This is a genomic window from Pararhizobium sp. PWRC1-1 (genome assembly GCF_049897905.1).
Classification (GTDB): Bacteria; Pseudomonadota; Alphaproteobacteria; order Rhizobiales; family Rhizobiaceae; genus Pararhizobium.
The window spans coordinates 134,829-155,462 of the sequence record NZ_JAFCXE010000012.1 but is presented as its reverse complement, the minus strand read 5'-3'; the positions used below and the strand labels follow the sequence as shown (position 1 = coordinate 155,462).

The 20,634-nt window shown below is 58.4% G+C and carries 22 protein-coding genes, 1 tRNA gene and 1 pseudogene; 12 read left to right on the top strand and 12 right to left on the bottom strand.

The window, feature by feature from the left end; genetic code table 11:
* The first annotated feature begins 161 nt into the window (after positions 1 to 161).
* Positions 162 to 1,214, top strand: coding sequence for an FkbM family methyltransferase (locus tag ACP7E0_RS19325; RefSeq protein WP_426126938.1), 1,053 nt, complete (start codon positions 162 to 164; stop codon positions 1,212 to 1,214).
* 148 nt (positions 1,215 to 1,362) lie between these two features.
* Here the strand turns inward: ACP7E0_RS19325 and ACP7E0_RS19320 are convergent.
* The 3 genes from ACP7E0_RS19320 to ACP7E0_RS19310 form a co-directional block, all read right to left on the bottom strand.
* A tRNA-Met gene (locus ACP7E0_RS19320) sits at positions 1,363 to 1,439 on the bottom strand.
* Between the two features lie 170 nt (positions 1,440 to 1,609).
* Positions 1,610 to 2,806 (bottom strand): tRNA 2-thiouridine(34) synthase MnmA, encoded by a 1,197-nt coding sequence (mnmA, locus tag ACP7E0_RS19315; RefSeq protein WP_426126936.1) that lies wholly within the window; start codon positions 2,804 to 2,806, stop codon positions 1,610 to 1,612.
* Positions 2,807 to 2,989: 183 nt separating this feature from the next.
* Positions 2,990 to 3,676 carry a LuxR C-terminal-related transcriptional regulator gene (locus tag ACP7E0_RS19310; RefSeq protein ID WP_426127046.1) on the bottom strand — a complete coding sequence of 229 codons (687 nt, stop codon included), beginning with the start codon at positions 3,674 to 3,676 and terminating at the stop codon, positions 2,990 to 2,992.
* Positions 3,677 to 4,234: 558 nt separating this feature from the next.
* Here ACP7E0_RS19310 and ACP7E0_RS19305 point away from each other — a divergent pair.
* Positions 4,235 to 4,510: a DUF1153 domain-containing protein gene (locus tag ACP7E0_RS19305; protein ID WP_004430042.1), complete on the top strand. Its 276-nt coding sequence runs from the start codon at positions 4,235 to 4,237 to the stop codon at positions 4,508 to 4,510.
* A gap of 37 nt (positions 4,511 to 4,547) precedes the next feature.
* On the opposite strand, the gene ACP7E0_RS19300 is transcribed toward ACP7E0_RS19305, so the two are convergent.
* Positions 4,548 to 4,997 (bottom strand): paraquat-inducible protein A, encoded by a 450-nt coding sequence (locus ACP7E0_RS19300; RefSeq protein ID WP_426126934.1) that lies wholly within the window; start codon positions 4,995 to 4,997, stop codon positions 4,548 to 4,550.
* Between the two features lie 168 nt (positions 4,998 to 5,165).
* Here ACP7E0_RS19300 and ACP7E0_RS19295 point away from each other — a divergent pair, with 168 nt between their 5' ends.
* Entirely contained in the window at positions 5,166 to 5,447 is a 282-nt protein-coding gene (locus tag ACP7E0_RS19295) for a GNAT family N-acetyltransferase (protein WP_426126932.1), read from the top strand.
* Between the two features lie 104 nt (positions 5,448 to 5,551).
* On the opposite strand, the gene ACP7E0_RS19290 is transcribed toward ACP7E0_RS19295, so the two are convergent.
* On the bottom strand, positions 5,552 to 5,902 hold the full coding sequence (locus tag ACP7E0_RS19290; RefSeq protein WP_113316755.1) for a flagellar export protein FliJ: 351 nt from the start codon (positions 5,900 to 5,902) through the stop codon (positions 5,552 to 5,554).
* 441 nt (positions 5,903 to 6,343) lie between these two features.
* Here ACP7E0_RS19290 and ctrA point away from each other — a divergent pair, with 441 nt between their 5' ends.
* On the top strand, positions 6,344 to 7,042 hold the full coding sequence (ctrA, locus tag ACP7E0_RS19285) for a response regulator transcription factor CtrA (protein WP_037099813.1): 699 nt from the start codon (positions 6,344 to 6,346) through the stop codon (positions 7,040 to 7,042).
* A 223-nt stretch (positions 7,043 to 7,265) separates the two neighbouring features.
* Here the strand turns inward: ctrA and ACP7E0_RS19280 are convergent, their stop codons facing one another.
* Together ACP7E0_RS19280 and chpT are read right to left on the bottom strand one after the other, a co-directional pair.
* Positions 7,266 to 7,628 (bottom strand): response regulator, encoded by a 363-nt coding sequence (locus ACP7E0_RS19280; RefSeq protein ID WP_060506444.1) that lies wholly within the window; start codon positions 7,626 to 7,628, stop codon positions 7,266 to 7,268.
* 112 nt (positions 7,629 to 7,740) lie between these two features.
* Positions 7,741 to 8,388, bottom strand: a complete 648-nt coding sequence (gene chpT / locus ACP7E0_RS19275) for a histidine phosphotransferase ChpT (RefSeq protein ID WP_426126929.1) — start codon at positions 8,386 to 8,388, stop codon at positions 7,741 to 7,743.
* A 321-nt stretch (positions 8,389 to 8,709) separates the two neighbouring features.
* Here chpT and ACP7E0_RS19270 point away from each other — a divergent pair, with 321 nt between their 5' ends.
* Both ACP7E0_RS19270 and ACP7E0_RS19265 read left to right on the top strand, forming a co-directional pair.
* On the top strand, positions 8,710 to 9,246 hold the full coding sequence (locus ACP7E0_RS19270) for a DUF1134 domain-containing protein (protein ID WP_426127044.1): 537 nt from the start codon (positions 8,710 to 8,712) through the stop codon (positions 9,244 to 9,246).
* A gap of 172 nt (positions 9,247 to 9,418) precedes the next feature.
* Entirely contained in the window at positions 9,419 to 10,624 is a 1,206-nt protein-coding gene (locus ACP7E0_RS19265) for a hypothetical protein (RefSeq protein WP_426126927.1), read from the top strand.
* 9 nt (positions 10,625 to 10,633) lie between these two features.
* Here the strand turns inward: ACP7E0_RS19265 and ACP7E0_RS19260 are convergent, their stop codons facing one another.
* Entirely contained in the window at positions 10,634 to 11,455 is an 822-nt protein-coding gene (locus ACP7E0_RS19260) for a TrmH family RNA methyltransferase (RefSeq protein ID WP_426126925.1), read from the bottom strand.
* A 12-nt stretch (positions 11,456 to 11,467) separates the two neighbouring features.
* Positions 11,468 to 11,851, bottom strand: coding sequence for a hypothetical protein (locus ACP7E0_RS19255; RefSeq protein ID WP_426126923.1), 384 nt, complete (start codon positions 11,849 to 11,851; stop codon positions 11,468 to 11,470).
* A gap of 30 nt (positions 11,852 to 11,881) precedes the next feature.
* On the opposite strand from ACP7E0_RS19255, the gene ACP7E0_RS19250 reads away from it, so the two are divergent.
* The 5 genes and pseudogenes from ACP7E0_RS19250 to ACP7E0_RS19230 all read left to right on the top strand — a co-directional run bounded on the left by ACP7E0_RS19250 (position 11,882) and on the right by ACP7E0_RS19230 (position 14,793).
* Entirely contained in the window at positions 11,882 to 12,904 is a 1,023-nt protein-coding gene (locus tag ACP7E0_RS19250) for an RluA family pseudouridine synthase (protein WP_426126922.1), read from the top strand.
* Positions 12,905 to 12,966: 62 nt separating this feature from the next.
* Positions 12,967 to 13,795, top strand: a pseudogene (locus ACP7E0_RS19245) (helix-turn-helix domain-containing protein).
* 107 nt (positions 13,796 to 13,902) lie between these two features.
* Complete coding sequence (locus ACP7E0_RS19240; RefSeq protein ID WP_426126920.1) at positions 13,903 to 14,064, top strand: hypothetical protein; 162 nt, start codon at positions 13,903 to 13,905, stop codon at positions 14,062 to 14,064.
* A gap of 68 nt (positions 14,065 to 14,132) precedes the next feature.
* On the top strand, positions 14,133 to 14,447 hold the full coding sequence (locus ACP7E0_RS19235) for a DUF1127 domain-containing protein (protein ID WP_426126918.1): 315 nt from the start codon (positions 14,133 to 14,135) through the stop codon (positions 14,445 to 14,447).
* An 88-nt stretch (positions 14,448 to 14,535) separates the two neighbouring features.
* Positions 14,536 to 14,793 carry a DUF2171 domain-containing protein gene (locus ACP7E0_RS19230; RefSeq protein ID WP_426126917.1) on the top strand — a complete coding sequence of 86 codons (258 nt, stop codon included), beginning with the start codon at positions 14,536 to 14,538 and terminating at the stop codon, positions 14,791 to 14,793.
* A 66-nt stretch (positions 14,794 to 14,859) separates the two neighbouring features.
* Here ACP7E0_RS19230 and ACP7E0_RS19225 read toward each other — a convergent pair whose 3' ends face one another.
* Positions 14,860 to 15,219: a hypothetical protein gene (locus ACP7E0_RS19225; RefSeq protein WP_426126915.1), complete on the bottom strand. Its 360-nt coding sequence runs from the start codon at positions 15,217 to 15,219 to the stop codon at positions 14,860 to 14,862.
* A 393-nt stretch (positions 15,220 to 15,612) separates the two neighbouring features.
* On the opposite strand from ACP7E0_RS19225, the gene rpoH reads away from it, so the two are divergent.
* A complete protein-coding gene (gene rpoH, locus ACP7E0_RS19220; RefSeq protein ID WP_113316746.1) occupies positions 15,613 to 16,518 on the top strand; it encodes an RNA polymerase sigma factor RpoH in 906 nt (301 codons plus the stop codon).
* 75 nt (positions 16,519 to 16,593) lie between these two features.
* Here the strand turns inward: rpoH and ACP7E0_RS19215 are convergent, their stop codons facing one another.
* Positions 16,594 to 18,966 carry a hypothetical protein gene (locus ACP7E0_RS19215; protein ID WP_426126913.1) on the bottom strand — a complete coding sequence of 791 codons (2,373 nt, stop codon included), beginning with the start codon at positions 18,964 to 18,966 and terminating at the stop codon, positions 16,594 to 16,596.
* 62 nt (positions 18,967 to 19,028) lie between these two features.
* Entirely contained in the window at positions 19,029 to 20,327 is a 1,299-nt protein-coding gene (locus tag ACP7E0_RS19210) for an adenylosuccinate synthase (protein WP_113317173.1), read from the bottom strand.
* Between the last annotated feature and the right edge of the window lie 307 nt (positions 20,328 to 20,634).

The window sequence follows — 20,634 nt, the reverse complement described above, 5'->3', positions numbered from 1 at the left end:
CCATGCTGCGATCGAAACGGCTGATCATCACGTCGGAAGAACCCGGCGGAACGGCAAAGGTCATTGACTATTTTCGGGCGGCATTGCCGGATTGGAATTCCTCTCAGCGGCCAACATCGATTTTTTGACGCTATAACATCGATCGATGCGAAGTTTTTCCAATGTTGTATTCGAACCCAAAAAACAAAATCCGCGCGGAATCAATGTTATTTGCAGGATTTACTTTAGAGAAAGTCTATATAACAGACCATATTAAAAGCAATGGCAATTTAATCAGAGATGTGGAAAGAGAGGAAAGTTCCCGCTTGGGACGTTTGAAAAGCAGGTTACTGCTTAAAAAAAATTTGAGAGAAGACATGAATCAAACGATGAATCTGATGATGACGCTTTTAAGACCTAGAAGGCGGAATAAGTATCTCAAGCGCGTATTGGAGCATATGAGCAAATCCAATCCAAGTACATTCTTGGATGTTTGTCAATCTATGGGCATTAATCAGGTTAGATACCAATTTCTTGGCAAATATCCGATGCTTCTCGACACTCGCGGACAAAGCATCGCCGAAGAGGTATTGGAAAAAGGCTGCTTCCAGGCGTCTCTCTTCGCAACCCTCTCTGATCTATACGCAACCAGAGATGTGTTCTTCGTGAACATAGGTGCAAATATCGGCACCTCTTGCCTGAGCGCTCACGCAATGGGCTTTCGCGATTTTATCGCTTTCGAGCCCGTCCGGTCGAATTTTGAGTTATTGGAACACAATCTCGCCCAGCTGAAAGAAACAAGCCGGATTGAGCTACGCTGCGAAGCGGTCGGAGATACTGCAGGAACCGGCATTATCAACCTCAATCCGTCGAGTATCGGCCGCCATTCTTTTGTACGTGACTTTCACAAGGGCCACGAGGAAGTACCGCTGGTCAGATTGGATGACGTCCTCCCGGCAAAGAGGGGTTTCCTATTCATGGACACCGAAGGATACGAATTGAACGTCTTGAAAGGCGCCCCGGAATACCTGCGGAACCACGCCGATGGAATTTGCGCCGAGATTACGCCAGCACTTATCGGGCAAAATAGCGTTTCAGAGATTGATGATATTTTACAAGAGAACTTCCCATTCCTCTACGATTCCGACGGAAAACGATACAAAAGCCTGAAAGAAGTCAGGGCTCTGCAGGAAGGCCACCAGGTTGATATCATTGGCCTGAAAACCGCGCGCTGAAAGACGCGTGATTGATGGACGTTACCATCTGCCAGCGTGGCCTAAGCGCCAGCTGGCGCTTTATGCTGACCGCAGATACTGTTAAAGAACTCCACGCCAAACGGAGACTTTGCCTACCTGATTATATTGAAAATTGGTTCGGAAGAAGTGGTAGCGGGAGAGGGACTCGAACCCCCGACACGCGGATTATGATTCCGCTGCTCTAACCACCTGAGCTACCCCGCCATCAGACTGTGACTTGGGCGCTTGGCCGCTGTCGTCGCCGTCAGTGGGCGGCTTATAAGGTGCGGTTCATGCTGGTGTCAAGCCGAGCCGTTTCAAAAAACCGGAAGTTTTTCAAGCGATGGTGGACAAGGGCCGGACACGACGCGTGATGGACAGTCCCCTGCCCTTAATCAGGCCGCAACCACGCCCTGCAGCAGATCCTTGAGAGCGGCTTCGGCTGCCGCCTCGCGTTCGGAGCGCAGGATGAAGCCGCCGCCGTAGACGCGGGCGTCTTCACCGATACCGGAATAGAGCGCACAGGCCTGGCCGGGGGCAACGCCCGCCTCGCCTTCCAGAAGCTCGACCGAGACGCCGTCTGCATTGGCGCGCAGGATCGCAGGTGCCGGCTGGCGGGTGGAGCGGACCTTGGCGAAACAGGCAAACCCATCGGCCGCCACATCGAAAATATCGCCGTCGCCCAGCCAGTTGATATCACGCAGATAGACGCGGCGGGTTTCCAGCGCTTCCTTCGGGCCGACGATGACCCGGCGTGAGCGGGCATCGAGATGCACCACATAAAGCGGCTCGCCGGTGGCGACGCCGATGCCGCGGCGCTGGCCGATGGTGTAATGCAGGATACCCTCATGGCTGCCGAGCACGCGGCCATCCAGATGCACGATATCGCCCGCCAGAGACGCATTCGGCTTCAGCTTGTTGATGATATCGGCATATTTGCCCTGCGGCACGAAACAGATGTCCTGGCTATCGGCCTTCTTGGCGACGACGAGGCCCATGTCTTCGGCAAGCGCCCTTGTTTCCGCCTTGGTCAGATTGCCAAGCGGGAACCGCAGATAATCGATCTGCTCCTGGGTGGTGGCGAACAGGAAATAGCTCTGGTCTCGATCGGCATCCGTCGGGCGAAACAGCGCGCGGCGGCCCGGAACGCCAGACTGCGGGTTCGCCTTGGAGCGGATATAATGGCCGGTCGCCAGCGCATCGGCGCCGAGATCGCGCGCGGTTGCCAGAAGATCGGCAAATTTGACGGTCTGGTTGCAGGCAACGCACGGGATCGGGGTTTCGCCGGCAACGTAGCTCTCGGCGAAAGGATTGATCACGGTTTCGCGAAAGCGCTGCTCGTAATCGAGAACGTAATGCGGAATACCCAGCACCTCGCAGACGCGGCGCGCATCGTCGATGTCCTGGCCGGCGCAGCAGGAGCCGGCGCGATGGACGGCTGCGCCGTGATCGTAGAGCTGCAAGGTGATGCCGAGAACGTCGTAGCCCTGGCGTTTGAGGATGCCGGCCACGACGGAACTGTCAACGCCGCCGGACATGGCAACGACGACGCGCGTATCTTCGGGCTTGCGATCAAAATCGAGACTGTTCACGGCATCCAATCCGGTATTCCGGTCCATCGGCGGGTTATTCGGCATTTTCGCGCGACCATACCCTGTTTCCTGCAAACGGCCAACGCCGCAGCAATGCGGTTCCCGGTCCAGACCGGCCATACCGCAAGGCCGCTATATAGAAAGTCGCGGGGAATTGAACAAGGGCAAGGGGTCTGCCGCCGCTCAGATCAGCTTCATCCGCATCGCGCGGGCGATCGCCTGCATGCGATTGACGGAATCGAGCTTGCGGGTGGCGGTCTTGAAGTAGCTGGAAACCGTATAAGCGGAAATACCGAGGATGATGGCGATCTCGTCGCTGCTCTTGCCGGCCGCAGCCCAGCGCAGACATTCGATCTCGCGCGTCGACAGCTTGTCACGCGCCGAGGCGCCGACTTCAAAGGTGCGCTCGAGAGTTTCAAACAATTGCAGCAAGGTCAGGTAGAGATCGGCCGTCTCGGCCCTGTCGGGTTCACCGCGCGGCCCGCAAAGCAGGGCAGCAAATGCTTCCCCGTGGGTTGTGTGCAGCGTTACGGCAAATGTATTGCCCATCGCCTCCCCGGCAAACAGCGCATCGACATTGTCGCGCGCCGCGGACCCTTGCGCATTGAGAAGCGATCTTGTTGCGCCGAAGATCGGCAGCTTGGTATGGCGCAGCCGCTCGATCAGCGCGCTTGCCTGGAAGACGGTGGCGGCGTCATATTCCCGCACAAGCTCTGCCGACCAACTGCTCAAAACGAGACGTTCGGCGAAGCGCTGCTGCTCGCCGAACGGAATGCGCGCGATCATGAAGTGGCTGAAACCGAACTGCGCCGTGCATTGGCGCATCAGGTGGAGCACTTCATACTCCGTCTGGACTGCGGAACTATTCATGCCCGAAAGGAAATCAGCATAAGCCTCGCTTCGCAAGGTCAGCTTGTCAGGGTCTCTCATATTTTTAATCACCAACCTGCCGGCGATGGCGCCAGCTCTCCAAAAAATTCTCATTCCGGAATTTTTTCGGCAGCAGCACGATAGATCCAACACCAACAAAACTCCGAGAGGCCACCAGGGACACAATCGAAGCGAAAAGGTTGGTATTTTGAAATAAAATGGCGCATCGAGAGCATTCCAGAGCAACAAAATGCTGCATATGCTCAATTACTGGCCGTTATTATCAACAGTTTGATGAAAATTGAAGCATTATATTTGCATAGCTCCCATGCATTACATGGAAATTACAGGAACGAACCTTCGCAGCCTCACAATAAAGAGTCGCTCAGGAGAACAGTTGCGCTGCACCGGGCGTCGCTTGCACGGTCCGTAATTGGTCGAAGAGCGCGCTGGAAGTCTCTAAAATTATTAGCAAATTGTTACCACTCGCTTAGGCAAATGTTAAATGTGGCAGGGTAAGTTGAGCCTATATGGTCTTGAGTATGTGTAGAGAGTCCAATGACCGAAATGATACGACCCCGCGTGAAATATGTCATCGGACCCGATGGCAGCCCTTTGACAATTGCTGATCTGCCACCGGCCAATACGCGCCGTTGGGTGATCCGCAGAAAGGCAGAAGTCGTCGCCGCCGTGCGTGGCGGGCTGCTGAGCCTGGAAGAAGCCTGTGAACGCTATACCTTGACCGTCGAAGAATTCCTGTCCTGGCAATCGTCGATCAGCGACCATGGCCTTGCCGGTCTGCGCACAACCCGCATCCAGCAATATCGCCACTAGCCAGATCCTTCATTTAAAAGAGTTAAAGCGGCCGCGCTCAGTGCGGCCGCAGCCACATTTGGAGCAGCCCCGTCAGCACCGCTGATCCGGCATAGAACCACAGGCCCGGCTGGGTGAAAGCCTCGGCCATTCCACTGGTCTTGGCCGCAAAGATCACGATCGCCACCAGCATCACATCCATCATCGACCATTTGCCGAGTATAGGCAAAAGCCGGGCAACCACCCCGCCCACCGCCTTGCCGTCCGCCGGCGCTGTCGCCTCGAAGGCAATCCCGACCAGCTTTGCGAGCGGGAACACGACGGAAAAAAGCGCCACGACGATGGCCAGCATGGGGTTGCCGTCGTCCCAGAGCGAAGACACGATCCCAAGAAGCGACGGCGTTTCGTTGAAAAAGACCAGTTTTTCGAACCGGACCAGCGGCAGCACGAGCCCAAGAGCGAGAAAAAACGCTGAAAGAACAAGGAAAAGCGGTGTGATCAGACGCATGATTCTTGTCTTCTATTGCACGGGCAGGATTACATATCACCTTTGATGATGCAGAACAGCGAGGTCCTTGGCATCGTATGCCGGGATGCTTGACCTCCGCATGTGCGACGATGAACCAACCACGTAACGGAAACGGTCCGGGTTCGACCGGCAAATGGGAGAGATGCGATGAATATCGTGAGCGAAGAAACCGGCTCGCATGGCCGTTACAGCACAGCCGTCGAAGGTCATACGGCTGAAATGACCTATTCCCGGTCATCGCCGCATCTGATCATCATCGATCATACCGCCGTTCCCGACGCGCTGCGCGGCAAAGGCGTCGGTCAGGCGCTGGCAGCGCATGCGATTGAACAGGCGCGAAAAGGTGGCTGGAAGATCATTCCGCTCTGCCCCTTCATGCGCGCTCAGACACAGCGTCATCCCGAATGGCAGGACGCCATCCAAGCTTAAGAAGCGCCATTAAACCTGGTCCAAAAATACACAAGGCCCTTCTCACGGACTTGACGTAAGTCCGTGAGAAGGGCCTTTTGGCCTTGGGCAAGCCTCAAGCGCGCCTAAGCGCGCATGCGAGCACCGCTATCGCGTTCTTCGAGCGCTGCGGCCTTGGCGAATTCCGCCTGAACCTCTTCCAGCGCAAGTTCCGCCGCATCCTGCTGTACCTTCAACTCCCGAACCGAGACCTGAAGATTGTCTGCCCGCTGTCTCGCAGCCTTGGCAAACGTCGGATAGGCGAAATGGGTGGGATCGGCGATCCCGGACTTCTTTTCCTCGAACGTGATCTGATTTTCCAATTCCTTGGTCATCCGCTCAAATTCGGACATCATCAGCTGTAGCTGGCTCAACTGACGCTGCTTCTCCTTCACCTGAAATTCCTTCAGGCGAACAAGGCTCTCACGTGACTTCATACGCAATACTCCCGTGATGCGAGACCCCGGTTACTGGATTTGACCCGTTCAACCGACCTTACGGCGTCGGAAACAAAAATAATTACAGCGATCTTAACAAAATCCTACCGCTGGTAACCTTTCGTTTACGGGCATCGTTAATCATAGGGACGATCATTTAAGGGTCAGTAAATGCCGGGCACGAAATTTTAGGTTCGGCATAGATTGAGTCAGATGAGTCAGATAGCCGATTTCCTTAATGTTGTGCGTTAAGGATATCATTCTAGATTCACATGCAAAATCAGAGGACTGCAAAAAATATTTAACATTTTCGATACACCTTGCCAGAGTGAATCAGAATTTGTTAACCATTTACTGGCAGCCTCCAAATCAGGCAACGACTGGATCCGTATCGCGTAAGGGGGCCACAACGACCTTTCGGCGGCGGAAAAGGGGACAATTATGCGGGTACTACTCATTGAAGACGACAGCGCGACAGCGCAGAGCATCGAACTGATGCTCAAGTCGGAAAGTTTTAACGTTTACACCACCGATCTTGGTGAAGAGGGTGTCGATCTCGGCAAGCTCTATGATTACGACATCATTTTGCTCGATCTGAACCTGCCGGACATGTCCGGTTACGAGGTTCTGAGAACGCTGCGTCTGTCCAAGGTCAAGACACCTATTCTCATCCTGTCCGGCATGGCCGGCATCGAGGATAAGGTTCGAGGCCTCGGCTTCGGCGCAGACGACTATATGACCAAGCCTTTCCACAAGGACGAACTGGTCGCTCGCATCCATGCGATCGTGCGCCGTTCCAAGGGTCATGCACAGTCGGTCATCTCGACCGGCGAACTGATCGTCAACCTGGATGCGAAGACTGTTGAAGTCGGCGGCCAGCGCGTTCACTTGACGGGCAAGGAATACCAGATGCTGGAGCTGCTTTCGCTCCGCAAGGGTACCACGCTCACCAAGGAAATGTTCCTCAACCACCTTTATGGCGGCATGGACGAACCGGAACTGAAGATCATCGACGTGTTCATCTGCAAGCTACGCAAGAAGCTTGCGAATGCTGCCGGTGGCGCCAACTACATCGAGACCGTCTGGGGCCGCGGCTATGTGCTGCGCGAGCCGGAAGGCGAACTCGCAGAAAGCGCCTGATACCGCATCGGCCATTCCAGCCGGCGGTGTTTCGCATCCCGCATAATGCAGGGACGCCACGGCTGATCGTGCCGAGAGTTTCGTGAAAGCCCGCCGATGATGGCGGGCTTTTGCGTTTCCGGGTTTTGCGCACCGTACAGCGCGCGCCCTACGAGGGACGCACAAAAAAGCCGCCACCTGGAAAGGCAACGGCTTGTTCGAAACAATATCGGATGATCAAGGATCAGGCGGCGATCGACAGGCTGCCGAAAACGCTGGTCAGGATCTTGCGGTCGAACGGCTTCAGGAGGAAATCGTCGGCACCGGCGCGCTTGCCCGCCATCATCTTCTTCAGATCCGCCTCGACGACACAGTAATAGATCCGCACGGTCTTGCCCTCCGGCAGGTTGCGGATATTGGCAATCAGGTCCAGCGCGCCATCAAGGCCCGCGTCGACGATGATGATGTTGGGCAGTTCCGCTTCGCAACGCACCAGCGCTTCGAGACCGTTGGCAGCCTCGGAGACGAGAAAATTCAGGCCGGAGAGGATGCGCTTCCCGACCTTGCGTACGACGTCCGAATCATCGGCAATCATCAAGCGTTGCATCTCAAGCTCCCTCTCTGCGCTACGGCGGGAATTTAATCCCTATCAACAACCGTATGCCGCTTTGGCAAAGAATCAGTTACCGCGGCAACTAAAAGCGGATTTATCTTCAGCTTCAGGCTGCAACCATCTTCGCGGAAAACACGATTTCTTCCGAGTTCGAGTTGACCTCGATCTCCATGCCTGCTTCGTCGGCAAGCAGAACCGTGTAATAGGGCTGGATCGTATGAGCATCGACGGCTTCTTCGAGCGTGCCCGAGAGAAGCTCGACCAGCTTCGGCGGTACGCGCATCATCCGGCCCTTGCAGATCAGCTTGAATGCCGCGTCATATTCCGGATTTTCCAGGATGACATCGATCGAGCCACCACGCGGAATGGCGCCGTAAGCGATCAAAAACAGGTTGAGCAGCAGCTTGACCCGGTTCTTGGCGATGATGACCCGCGGACCGGTCCAGGTAACCTCCGTCTTCTTTTCGACGGAGGCGAAATCCTTGGCCGCCTTTTCCGCTTCACCGGTATCGATCGAGGCGCCGGCCGAGCCGGAAGCGCCGAAAGCCAAGCGGGCGAATTTCAGCCGTACCGACGCATTGAGCGCGCTGGTGCGGATGAGGTCCATGGCGTCGGCATCCGCCCCGCCCTCGTCGAGCAGTTCGAGGCCGTTGTTGATCGCACCGACCGGCGAGATGATATCGTGGCAAACACGGCTGCACAGAAGCGCTGCGAGATCGGGACCGGTCAAGGTCAGGTTCGGGTTCTTTCCCATGGTCGTATCCTCAATAGCCGTCGGACGGCTCACAAGCGAGATCAGGCGGCCTCCCGCGATCCTATTGCCCATTAGTCTAGCCCGCGAACATTGCGCGGGCATAGTCTCAGGGCGAAGATCATAAAGACACCACATTTGGTAAACCGATTGTTAAGATCATCGGTTCAAATTGCTGACAATCAGCCCGAACCCCGTCACAGAGTGAAACGGGGCAGGACAGCGGCCCGCGCATGACGTCGCGGCGCTCCTGAGATTACGGAGAAGAACATGCAGCGGATCGTCAATGCCGTGAAATTCCCACTCTTGCGCGCAGTCGTGGCGATGATGGCTGCATTCAGCCTCATGCCGGCAGCGCTCGCGCAGAGCAACAGCGGCGAACAATACACGATGCAGGAAATCGTCGATGCCGGTCACGGCTTCTTCGGCTCCACCTCTGGCGGACTTGCCAAGGTGGTCGAGAACGCATTTTCCAAATACGGCTTGCCGAACGGTTACATTCTCGGCCAGGAAGGATCCGGCGCATTCGTGGCTGGCCTGACCTATGGCGAAGGCGACCTCTATACCAAGAATGCCGGCCAGCATAACGTGTTCTGGCAGGGGCCATCCCTTGGTCTCGACTGGGGTGGCCAGGGCAGCCGGACGATGATGCTGGTTTACAACCTGCCAGCCGTCCCCTCGCTCTACAAGCGCTTCGGCGGCGTCTCCGGCTCGGCCTATGTGGTCGCCGGGGTCGGCATGACGGTGCTCACCGACGAGAACATCGTTCTGGTTCCGATCCGCACCGGCCTTGGTGCGCGCCTCGGCATCAATGTCGGCTATCTGAAGCTGACCCAGCAGCCGACATGGAACCCCTTCTGACGCAAAACTCTCCCCTGGTTTTCCGAAAGTCTTTCCGGGCACTGCGGTGACTGGAAAAAATGCGCGTTCGCGAACACTTGAAGTCATATTGTCGTTCGTCTTTAGTGCGAATGAAACGAAAACCATGGATTATGGCGTATCGCCGCGTGCTCTGAACTGAAATGGCCAGCCCGTGATTGAATTCGCACTCCTGTTTGCCCTGGGTTTTCTCACCGCGGCTATGCTCGGCCTGCTGGTGGCGCCAGTCGTGCACAGGCGCATCGTCCGCTTTGCCGAGGACCGGCTGACGGCAACAATGCCGCTATCGCCGCAAGAGGTTCGAGCCCAGAAAGACGCGGCCCGCGCCGGCTACGCGGCCGAAAATGCCCGAACCAGCCAGATGCTGAAACGCGAGCGCGACAAGAACGTCGTGCTTTTGCTTCAAAACGGCTCGACCCTCAAGGAAACCCAGCGCCTCGCCGGCGAAAACGCCGACCTGCATGCGCAACTTGCCGACATGAATGTGGAAGCGGCAGACCTGCGCTCGGCTGCCCGCCAGCTCGAGCAGAACATTGAGCGGCTGAAGGCGACGCTTGCCGATGTCGAGCGCGACAATGTCAAAAAGAACATCGACATCAAAACCCTGAACAGACAGGTGGATCACCTTTCCGGAGATATGGACAGCCTGAAGATCGACGTGGCTGCCCATGATGCGGAAGCCGAAAACCTGAAAAGCCGCATTGCCGGCCTGAAGGACGAACGCGAGATCACGCGTAACGAACTGAAAGCTGAAAGCACCAAGGCGCGGGAACTGGAAGTCCGGCTTGCCCGTGACGAAACCCGCCTGAAGCAGTTCGAGGCAAAACTTGCCAGGGAGATGGCCACCAATGCGGACAAGGACAGTTTTCTGGAACGCAGGGCCAGTGAGATCGAGCGCTTGAAGGCCAAGGTCAGGGAGGCGGGCACGGACCTGCGCGATGCCTCGAAGGCCCTGCGAGCCGCCGGCCTGACCATGCCCGTGCGCCGCGAAAAGAAACCCACAGCCGCGGATACGGCAACAGGCGGCACGCTACACACCGAAACACAGGACAACGCCGATGCACAGAACACCATGTCGCCTATAGCCGCAATCGATCTGACCGTGCCGGCCGAGTATGCCCGCAATCGGGCCGCAGCGCTCTCGGAGCAGCTGATCAACTCGACATCTTCAGCGCACGACGATGCCATCCGCGAGGAGATTGCCAATATCGCGGCAACCATGGTCGTTTTGACCGCGGCCAAGGAAGGCCAGGGATCGCCGATACCCGCCCTGCTCTCGGCGGCATCCACGCAGCCTGACGGTCCGGACAAAAGTCTCGCTGCCCGCGCCCGCGACATGCTGCCGCCGGACCATCACTAACCTCTGACGTCAGATAAAGCCGTTGATCATCGCCACCTGATGCAGCGCGATGCCTGTCGCTGTCGCAACGTTCAGGCTGTCGAGGCCCGGCCGCTGGCGGATGCGGGCGGTCCGGATCGATGCCATGATGTCTTCAGGCAGCCCCTCGCCTTCCGTTCCGGCAAGAAGCACGGTGCGCGGCGATGATGTAATATTGTGCAGATCGGTTTTGCCGCGCGGCGACAATCCCCAGATCGCAAAGCCTTCCGCCTGCAGACGCCCGATCAGCGCCGTGACCGATCCCTCGCGGGCAAAAGGCACGCTCAGAACCGAGCCGACCGAGACCCGGATCGCCTTGCGATACATTGGATCACAACTGGTTTCGTCCATCAGGACGGCATCGACACCGAAAGCGGCGGCGTTGCGGAACATCGAGCCCATATTGTCATGGTTGGAGATGCCGCAGGCGGCCAGAATCAGGCTCTTCCTGGGAAGGTTACTGACAAGCGCATCCAGACTGGGTGCCGATTGCCGCTTGCCCAGCGCCAGCACACCCCGGTGCATGTTGAAACCAGCAATGGCATCGAACACCGGGGCACTGGCGACATAGACGGGAATATCGGCCGGGAATTCAGCCAGGATGCCGCTGACACCATCGACACGGTTTTCGAGCAGCAGGATGGCTTCAGCTTCGATGCCACGCCCGGCGCGATGCGCGGCCGCCAGCATGCGCAGGACGACGGTGCCCTCGGCGATGAAACGGCCATTCCGGCCCGTCAGGTCGCGCTCCTTGATCGAGACGAAGCCGGCGATGCGTGGATCAGCCGGGTCGTCGATGCGCAGCGGGATCACGGCCAAGCCTTCTCAGTTGGTCTTGACGGAAACATCCGCAACGATGCGGCCGGCAGCGATATCGAAGACGATGGCCTTGCGATCTCCACCGGCAACCACCCCATAGAACAGGATCTGTCCGCCCGACAAAGCAACGTCGGATATTTGGAAGCCGGCAGGCAGCGCAGCGATTGCCGTCAGCGGCGCCTCGCCCGGCACCGCGACAGAGGCGCTTTGCGCCACATCGGCCTTGCCCGGACGCGTAAGCTTATAGACAATCGCTGAAAGCACGACCATAAGCATCACCAACATGACACCGGCCGAGACCAGCTGCAGCTTGACCATCTTGCGGCGCACGTTCTCCATCACCGGATCGAGCGGCTTGTCTTCCTGTTCGACTGGTTTCTGATTGGACATGGCTGGCCTACCCTGCGGAATGGAACGAGAATGAACGACCCCTTTAAACAAGCCTCGGCGATTAGGAAAGTCCTCACGGCAAATGAGGATGCGACTGGCCGCATGGACGCGTATCTGACGGAAGCGCTGGGCGGCGAGTTTTCGCGCAACCGCATCAAGAGCCTGATCGAACAGGGCGAGGTCTCCGTCAATGGCAAGACCGTCAAGGAAGCCAAGAAGAAGGTGCAGCCCGGCGACGTCTTCGAGATCGGCATGCCCGAAGCGGAAGACCCGGAGCCGAAGGGCGAGGACATCCCGCTCGACGTGCTCTATGAGGACGACGACCTGATCGTGCTGGTCAAGCCGCCGGGCCTTGTGGTTCATCCGGGCGCTGGCAACTGGACCGGTACGCTGGTCAACGCGCTGATCCATCATTGCGGCGCAAGCCTTTCGGGTATCGGCGGCGTCAAGCGCCCCGGCATCGTCCACCGGCTCGACAAGGACACCAGCGGCGTCATGGTAGTCGCCAAGAACGATATCGCCCATCGCCACCTCTCCGACCAGTTTGCCGACCACGGCCGCACCGGCCCGCTGGAGCGCGCCTATATGGCCATCGTCTGGGGCCGCCCGCGCGGCCTGAAGGGCACGATCGATGCGCCGCTCGGCCGCGCTGGAGATCGCATCAAGCGCGCGGTCAAGCAGGAGGGCGCCGATGACGCCCGCGAGGCGATCACCCACTATCAGGTGGTCGAGCGCTATCTCGAAAAGCCGGATTCCACGGCGCTTGCTGCCATGGTCCGCTGCAACCTCGAAACCGGCCGCACCCACCAGATCCGCGTCCACATGGCCTATATCGGCCATCCGCTGATCGGCGATCCGGATTACGGCGCCGCCTTCAAGACGAAGGCCAATCTGTTGCCGGACGCGGCAAAGGCGGTCGTCAACCGTTTCCCGCGCCAGGCCCTGCACGCCTTCATGCTGGCCTTCGAGCACCCGACCACCGGCAAGACCATGCATTTCGAATCGCCGGTTCCCGATGATATGAAGGAACTGGTCGAAGCCTTGCGCGGCTGACGGGGATATCTTGGCGGCCGTCCCTTCGAGGCGTATAACGCTCCTCGACACACGGAGCGTCCATGAGCCAGTTTGCGGCCAGGAAAATTCTCGATACCGAGATGGTCAGTCCACGACGTGCTGTGCACCGGCGAATGCCGGCACAAGAGCGACGAGGAATGTTCGCGCGTGACCAGTCTGGTGTTTCCCTATCGCGGCGTCTTCCTGCGTCATGTCGGCAGCGACGATACCGTTGCCGAGGCAAATCAGGTCCTGTTCTTCAACCGGGACGAGGACTATCGCATCAGCCACCCGGTGGAAGGCGGCGATGCATGCCTGAGCTTGGCCGTGCACGAAACGGCGCTTGAGGAACTGGTGCCGAAGGTTCACCAGGCGGAGAGAAGCCCGTTCGCCTTCAACAAGCAGCGTCTGCGCATAGACGCCCGCGCACAGGCACTCGTGGCTCTGCTGCGTCACACCCTGCTCAGGGGCACGGCTGAAACTTTGGAGGCGGAAACGCTGGCAATGACGCTGGTGCGCCGCGCCGTCGGCGAACGGACGGCCCGCGCCGCTACCGCCAGCCTTGGCCGGCAGAAGCTGGTGGACAGGGCCAAGCTTATCCTCTCCTCCGATCTTGCACGGCGCTGGACACTGGCTGAAATCGCCCGTGACGCCGGCGTCTCGCCGGTTTACCTCACCCAGGTCTTCCAGCAGGTGGAAGGAACGCCGCTCTACCGCTATCATCTGCGGCTGAGACTGGCCAAGGCGCTCGACCTGCTTGGAAGCTATGACGACCTGACGGGGCTTGGCCTTGATCTCGGCTTTTCGAGCCACAGCCATTTCTCATCATCATTCCGCCAGGCCTATGGCCGCACTCCGGCCGAATTCCAGCGCTTCGCTGGCCTGCGCTGATCCTCCTCCTTCTGATCTGCAGACAATATCGCTAAAGAATCTGACAGCGCCGTCTTGGCGAAAATGGTCTTCTCTCCTGGTCGAAACACACCGAACGGAGAATGATCATGCAGGAAAATACATGCGCCGCCTGTGACTGCGAACTCGATGCCAGCCGCATCGCCGTCAAGATCGGGGGCAAGACCGTCGAGGTCTGCTGCCAGGAATGTGCGCGGGCGCTACGCGAGGCCGACGCTGCAATCCATCCCACCCAGGTATCGAAGGGATAGGACCGGAACCGGTCCCCTGCCCTGACACGCCGGCCCGGTAGGGGGCCGGCATTTCCGGAGAAACATCGATGAAGAACGAACCCCATGTGATCGGTGATCGCGTGCCGAACGAACACGCCCTGATCGCCGAATTGAAGCTTGTTTCACCGGGTGCCGGAGGTAAGGCACTGGCCCCCGTAACGTACCAAATGCGGTTTCCCCATCTGCCCGCGATCCTTAGATTTCTTGGCAGGACATTGCAGCAGCGGCGCAACCAGCTGGCATTGCTGGAACTCAATGATGAGCAGCTGAAAGACATCGGTCTCTCTCGATGCCAGGCCTATGGCGACGGATACAGCCGTTATCGCCGGGATGGAACCGACGATGCGGACACAGAGGCTTGACGAGTAAGATTCCACATTGGTAGCGACGCCGGCATGCATCCTTTCCTGCTCTCACGCGTTTTGGCAGGACAGCAAAAGGAGAGACTCGATGATTGATGTCACACAGATCAGAGAACATGCCGAAATAATCAGCGCCGACGGCCTTCATGTCGGCACGGTCGATCACGTCGAAGGCGACCGTATCAAGCTGACCAAGAAGGACAGCGGCTCCGGCCACGAAGGCCATCACCACTTCATCGCACTCGAACTGGTTGCCAGCGTCGATGACAATCGCGTTCGCTTGAGCGCCAATAGCGATGTGGCTGTCATGTTCGAGGAAGAACAGGATAGTTCCGCTGTACACTGATGACGGCTGTAATGTGAGAACCCCGCTTCCGGCGGGGTTCAAGTCTTCTGGCGTATACGAATGGCTTTAAGAGCGTTCGCAGGACGAGAGAAGATCTCCGGTTTCAGGTTTCTTCTGATCCAGCAACTTCGCGAGAAACTCAATATTTTCCTGCATTTTCAACGCTGCGTCGTGGTCACCGCCGCCGGCGCTCCTGATATTGGATTTCGCTTTATCAAACGACCGGTCAAACCTCGATTTATAATGATTATAAACCTCTCTATCCCGATCCTCGGAATGTGCTTCAACCAATACGGTAAACAGCGCACCACAAATAAACGGCCGGTCGTCATAGACACCAATTGTCTTGCTGGTCGGATCTTGCGCCGAGGCGAAAGTAATGAAGGCGCCTGCGATTGAGGCAAGAATCGCGACTGTGATTTTCAACAATATTCATCCTCCCACTTTGCCAGAAGCGTCGATTTGGAGAATCATAGAGCTAGATGCAATCTTAAATTGAGTAGATTTGTTCGGAATGTTATGGTCCGGAAAGCGCGGCTTTGAGGCCTGCACGAGCTGCTGCCTCAAGCCTCGCCAATGTGTCCTACGCACGCCAGCATTTTTGCGAAATGTGAATGGTGCCTCCTTGATATTTCGAGGGCGAACCCAATTTACAGGCTGTAACCCAACTGGAGCATGCGCTTCTCTGGCTTCACATCTCTGTGAAACCGGAGTTCTTGAATCATGCTTTCGCCGCACTTATCTATGAGGATGTGGGGTCGGAGAGACCCACATGCCCGGCCTGCCATCAGGAGGCCGGAACGCGAAAGGGGGTGCATCATGGCCCGCAGTACGTTACCGTCCATTACCGCAGGAGAAGGCGGCCTTAACCGCTATCTCGACGAAATCCGCAAATTTCCCATGCTTGAACCGCAGGAAGAGTACATGCTCGCCAAGCGGTATCAGGAGCATGACGACCGCAAGGCCGCCCATCAGCTCGTAACCAGCCATCTACGCCTCGTGGCGAAGATCGCCATGGGTTATCGCGGCTATGGCCTGCCGATCGGTGAAGTCGTATCCGAAGGCAATGTCGGCCTCATGCAGGCTGTCAAGAAGTTCGATCCTGAACGTGGTTTCCGTTTGGCGACATACGCGATGTGGTGGATCAAGGCTTCTATCCAGGAATACATCCTGCGTTCGTGGTCGCTGGTAAAAATGGGGACAACCGCCAACCAGAAGCGGCTGTTCTTTAACCTGCGCCGCCTCAAGGGCAAGATCCAGGCACTCGACGAGGGTGATCTGAAACCCGATCAGGTTGCGCACATCGCAACCACGCTCAAGGTTTCGGAAGCCGAAGTGATTTCGATGAACCAGCGCCTCTCCGGAGATGCCTCGCTGAACGCGCCGATCAAGGCAGGTGAAGGCGAATCCGGCCAGTGGCAGGATTGGCTCGTCGATGACCATGAGAGCCAGGAAGACATCCTCATCGAGCAGGACGAACTGGAAAACCGCCGCAGCCTTCTGTCGAGCGCAATGAACGTGTTGAACGACCGTGAACGCCGTATTTTCGAGGCCCGCCGCCTGACGGAAGATCCGGTGACGCTCGAGGACCTGTCGACCGAGTTCAATATCAGCCGCGAGCGTGTCCGCCAGATCGAGGTCCGCGCCTTCGAAAAGGTCCAGGACGCCGTCCGCAAGGCAGCCCAGGATCGTCAGAACGCGCTCCGCGTCGTCGAAGACGCCTGACACCGGCGCTGATTTTACAAACAAAAACCCGGTTGGATTGCTCCAGCCGGGTTTCTTTTTGTGCTTGTACGAGAATTATTGACCGGCCGGATCAGGCTTTGCTGCCAGGCTCCATGCCTGCATCGCCTTGGTGAAGGCCTCTGTTCCAGCGGCCCCCTTCTCCAGCGTCAACAGCGCGCGGCGGCCGTTGCGATAGGTCAAGGGAATATCCATCCAGCCGCGAGCGCGCAGCAGTTCGGTATTCGTTGCCACGGCTTCGGGGAAGTCGTTGAGCGCGATCATGTGGAAATCTTCGGTGATCTTGGCCGGAACCGCGATCAACGCATCACCCCGATCCTGCTCGTTGCGCTTCATCGAAACGCGCTGGACGCTATCGATGCTGCCACCTTCGAAATTCTCGGGCAGCGAAAAGACGAATTCGATCACATGGCTTGCCGGCAGCGAGGAGTCCGCATTGCGCTTGATCGTCATGAGGGCAGTCAGGCCACGTTCGGGAACGTTGATCTGCGCCTGAATGACCGGCTCAGGTTTGGCATCGCCGCCCGGCGACTCCTCCTTGACGGACCACGCAACGTTTCCTTCGATCGCTGTTGGTGCGGACTGGCCCAGCCGTTCCTCATAGAGGAACATCTTCTGCGCTCCGGCGGGTACCTGCTGCGTCGCCGGGTTGGTGGCGGTCTGCTGTCCAGGGACCGGCTGAGCGGGCTGTGCATCCGTCGCCGCCTGACCTTCAGGCGTGGTAGCCGTCGCCTGCGCCGTATCGACCGGTTTGCCGGCCTCCGTCTGCGCAGCAACAGACTTGCCTTCCTCGGCAGCATTTGCGCCTGCGGGTATCGCCGCCGGACCAGAATCGATCTCGGTTCCATCCTGCTGCAGGCGCTGCGTGAACTTGCTGCTGCCTTCGGCCGATGCGACGTCGGTATTCGCCGGGGTTTGCGTCTGATTATTCGTTTCTGGCGCCGTCTGGTCCTTGCTGCCTTCAGCAGGTGTCGATGCCTCCGGGGTCGTCTGACCCGGTGCCTTGGCGGTCACCGACGAAAGCATACCGGAAATCCATGCATTCACCGCAGTTTGATTTTGCCAATAAGCATAACCGCCGCCGCCAAGAATAAGCAGAAGAACCGCGCTCAGCCCGATGGCCTTTGCGTTGAACCGCGAGCGCTTCGGCTCGACCCGATAGGAAACCGGCCGTGACGGCACATCCATCTCGTCGTCCAGCGGCGATACGGCAGAGCTTCTGCCCGCCTGCGCGGTCGAGGCGGTGGCAGCACCGGCCGCAACGCTGCCATGGGCCAGAAGTTCGTCTATTTCGTTCCAGCCATCATTGACGGTCTTCTGCTGCGCCGGTTCTGCAGCCGATGTCTTCTCAACAGGCCAGGACCAATCGGAAATCGCCGGTTCGGAGGTTTCCGCAGCAGCCATCGCTGTCGTCTCGGCGAAGGGATCGCTGTCATCCCAGGCCCATGTCTGCGCCGGGACTGCAGCCGGCTTATCCTTGGCCTCGGCGGTATCGTGCAACGGCCTGACTGTTTCGACCGGCTCGTAGTCCGTCAGATCGGGAATTTCGTCGGTTACCGCCTTAGTGCTGACGGGCCTGTTCCACACCTGCTCGCTCTGTGCGGAGGCTGGTACCGGATCGTTCCACTCTGGCAATTCCCACTCGGAAGGTCCCGGCGGCAATGGTTTTTCTTCGGCCGGCTCCTCACCAGCTTCGGGCACCGGATGAATAGTTTCGGCAATCTCCGGATCGGAAACGGCGGGCGGTTCGTAGACAACCGCATCCACAGGTTCTGGTTCTGGTTCTGGCTCGTACTGCAGTGCCGGTTCCCGGTAAAACTCGGGTTCCGGATGAGGTTCCGGCTGGTATTCTACCGGCTCGGCCGAATAGATCGGCGCTGTCTGCGGGTGGTCTTCGAAAGGATGAGCGACGTCAACAGGCTCAGCAACGGCGGGTTGCTCGGCCGGCACAGGCTCATGATAGGTGTGTTCTTCGACGACAGCCGGTTCAAAGGCCACTGTGGGCACGGCCGCGGCTGGCTCTTCATACTGCTCGACCGGCTCCACCACAGCCGGCTGCGTGTCTTCGACGGCAGGTTCATGCTCCGGCTGGACGGCAGCAGCAGTTTCCGCTGGCTGGGGGGCTTCGTCTTCATAAACCGGAGCGGCAGGTATTTCGTCACCGGCGTCAACGACATCCGGAGGCGAATCAACCTGTTCGTCCTCGAGCGGCGGCAAGGCCTCGACGTGATCGCCCTCGACTTCGCTGATCGCCGCCTCAAGCTTGACCATCTGGCGTTCGATCATCTCGTCCGAAGGACGAGGCTTCATGCTTTCAAGCTGACGGCGGACGGCGCCGCGTGCCTTGTCATAGACCTTGGCCCGCATTTCGGGAACATTGTCCGACAGACCATCGACGGTCCTTCGAATAACTGCAACAAAATCCGCCATCAGAACTTTCTCATACCATCGGCCTGTTTACGCCAAATTCTTCCCTAGTCGTCAACGTCAGACTAGTCCTCAAACGGGTCCGTCACAAGTATGGTGTCGTCGCGCTCAGGGCTGGTGGAAAGCAGCGCCACCGGCGCGCCGATCAGCTCTTCGACCTGACGTACATATTTGATCGCCTGGGCCGGAAGCTGCGCCCAGCTACGGGCACCGACGGTCGATTCTTTCCAGCCTTCGAGCGTGATGTAGACGGGCTTTGCCTGCGCCTGCTGTGCCTGGCTTGCCGGCAGATGATCGATCTCGACACCGTCCAGCGTATAGCCGACGCAGATCTTCAATTCGTCGAGGCCATCGAGCACATCGAGCTTGGTGAGCGCGATGCCGGTGATGCCGTTTGTGGCAACCGACTGGCGCACTAGAGCCGCATCGAACCAGCCGCAACGGCGCTTGCGGCCGGTCACGGTGCCGAATTCGTGGCCCTTTTCGCCGAGGAACTGGCCGATTTCGTCATGCAATTCCGTCGGGAACGGACCTTCGCCGACGCGGGTCGTGTAAGCCTTGGTGATGCCGAGGATGTAGCCGAGCGCCCCAGGGCCCATGCCGGAACCGGCAGCGGCCTGACCAGCCACCGTATTGGACGAAGTGACGAAGGGATAGGTGCCGTGGTCGATGTCGAGCAACGTGCCCTGGGCGCCTTCGAACAGGATACGCGCACCCTTGCGGCGCTGGCGGTCAAGCAGCAGCCAGACGGTTTCCATGAACGGCAGAACGCGAGCGGCGATCGAGGAAAGCTCGGTCATGATCGCCTCATGGCTCACTTCGGCTTCGCCAAGACCACGGCGCAGCGCGTTGTGATGAGTGAGCAGACGATCGATCTTGGCCGGCAGCGTGTCGAGATCGGCGAGATCCATGACGCGGATGGCACGGCGGCCGACCTTGTCTTCGTAGGCCGGGCCGATGCCGCGACGGGTCGTGCCGATCTTGGTGCCGCTGTTGGACGCAGCATCTTCGCGAATGCCGTCCAGCTCGCGGTGCAGCGACAGGATCAGCGTGGCATTGTCGGCGATGCGCAGGTTTTCCGGCGTAATGGTGACGCCCTGCTTGTCGAGCTTCTCGATCTCGGCAAGCAGCGCATGCGGATCGATGACCACGCCATTGCCGATGACCGCGAGCTTGCCCGGGCGCACGACGCCGGAAGGCAAGAGCGACAGCTTGTAGCTGGTGCCATCGATCACAAGGGTATGGCCGGCATTGTGCCCGCCCTGAAAGCGCACAACGATGTCGGCACGCTCGGAGAGCCAATCGACAATCTTGCCCTTGCCTTCGTCACCCCATTGCGATCCGACCACCACGACATTCGTCATTTCAGATTTCCTGTTTCCTTGGCGCCAGTCATGCGCTGTCTTCAAACCCGCGCATCTATACTGTTTTGTTTTTTGGAAAGCGACCCTGCTTAGGCCGGGATTCGAGGTTTTTGCATGGTGAAGACCGCATTTAACCCCCGAACTTTGCATTGGCGCGCTGTTTCGCAAGACGAAGTTAGCCGGGGATACTGATAAAACCGCCCGGATCGGCCGCATATCCATGCCCTTTCGTACACCCGTCGCGAGCGCGCAAACAGGGCCCGCCCCTTAAGCGCCGCCACACATATGCTGCGAGTCCGCCAGCGCC

Excerpts from the sequence above, each read along its gene's own strand:
- ACP7E0_RS19210 (WP_113317173.1), bottom strand. The coding sequence starts at position 20,327 with ATGACGAATGTCGTGGTGGTCGGATCGCAATGGGGTGACGAAGGCAAG.
- ACP7E0_RS19255 (WP_426126923.1), bottom strand. The coding sequence starts at position 11,851 with ATGTCCAATCAGAAACCAGTCGAACAGGAAGACAAGCCGCTCGATCCG.
- ACP7E0_RS19235 (WP_426126918.1), top strand. The coding sequence starts at position 14,133 with ATGAAGAACGAACCCCATGTGATCGGTGATCGCGTGCCGAACGAACAC.
- chpT (WP_426126929.1), bottom strand. The coding sequence starts at position 8,388 with ATGGGAAAGAACCCGAACCTGACCTTGACCGGTCCCGATCTCGCAGCG.
- ACP7E0_RS19295 (WP_426126932.1), top strand. The coding sequence starts at position 5,166 with ATGAATATCGTGAGCGAAGAAACCGGCTCGCATGGCCGTTACAGCACA.
- ACP7E0_RS19230 (WP_426126917.1), top strand. The coding sequence starts at position 14,536 with ATGATTGATGTCACACAGATCAGAGAACATGCCGAAATAATCAGCGCC.
- ACP7E0_RS19290 (WP_113316755.1), bottom strand. The coding sequence starts at position 5,902 with ATGAAGTCACGTGAGAGCCTTGTTCGCCTGAAGGAATTTCAGGTGAAG.
- ACP7E0_RS19240 (WP_426126920.1), top strand. The coding sequence starts at position 13,903 with ATGCAGGAAAATACATGCGCCGCCTGTGACTGCGAACTCGATGCCAGC.
- ACP7E0_RS19215 (WP_426126913.1), bottom strand. The coding sequence starts at position 18,966 with ATGGCGGATTTTGTTGCAGTTATTCGAAGGACCGTCGATGGTCTGTCG.
- ACP7E0_RS19270 (WP_426127044.1), top strand. The coding sequence starts at position 8,710 with ATGATGGCTGCATTCAGCCTCATGCCGGCAGCGCTCGCGCAGAGCAAC.
- rpoH (WP_113316746.1), top strand. The coding sequence starts at position 15,613 with ATGGCCCGCAGTACGTTACCGTCCATTACCGCAGGAGAAGGCGGCCTT.
- ACP7E0_RS19305 (WP_004430042.1), top strand. The coding sequence starts at position 4,235 with ATGACCGAAATGATACGACCCCGCGTGAAATATGTCATCGGACCCGAT.
- ACP7E0_RS19325 (WP_426126938.1), top strand. The coding sequence starts at position 162 with ATGTTGTATTCGAACCCAAAAAACAAAATCCGCGCGGAATCAATGTTA.
- ACP7E0_RS19310 (WP_426127046.1), bottom strand. The coding sequence starts at position 3,676 with ATGAATAGTTCCGCAGTCCAGACGGAGTATGAAGTGCTCCACCTGATG.
- ACP7E0_RS19300 (WP_426126934.1), bottom strand. The coding sequence starts at position 4,997 with ATGCGTCTGATCACACCGCTTTTCCTTGTTCTTTCAGCGTTTTTTCTC.
- ctrA (WP_037099813.1), top strand. The coding sequence starts at position 6,344 with ATGCGGGTACTACTCATTGAAGACGACAGCGCGACAGCGCAGAGCATC.
- ACP7E0_RS19250 (WP_426126922.1), top strand. The coding sequence starts at position 11,882 with ATGAACGACCCCTTTAAACAAGCCTCGGCGATTAGGAAAGTCCTCACG.
- ACP7E0_RS19280 (WP_060506444.1), bottom strand. The coding sequence starts at position 7,628 with ATGCAACGCTTGATGATTGCCGATGATTCGGACGTCGTACGCAAGGTC.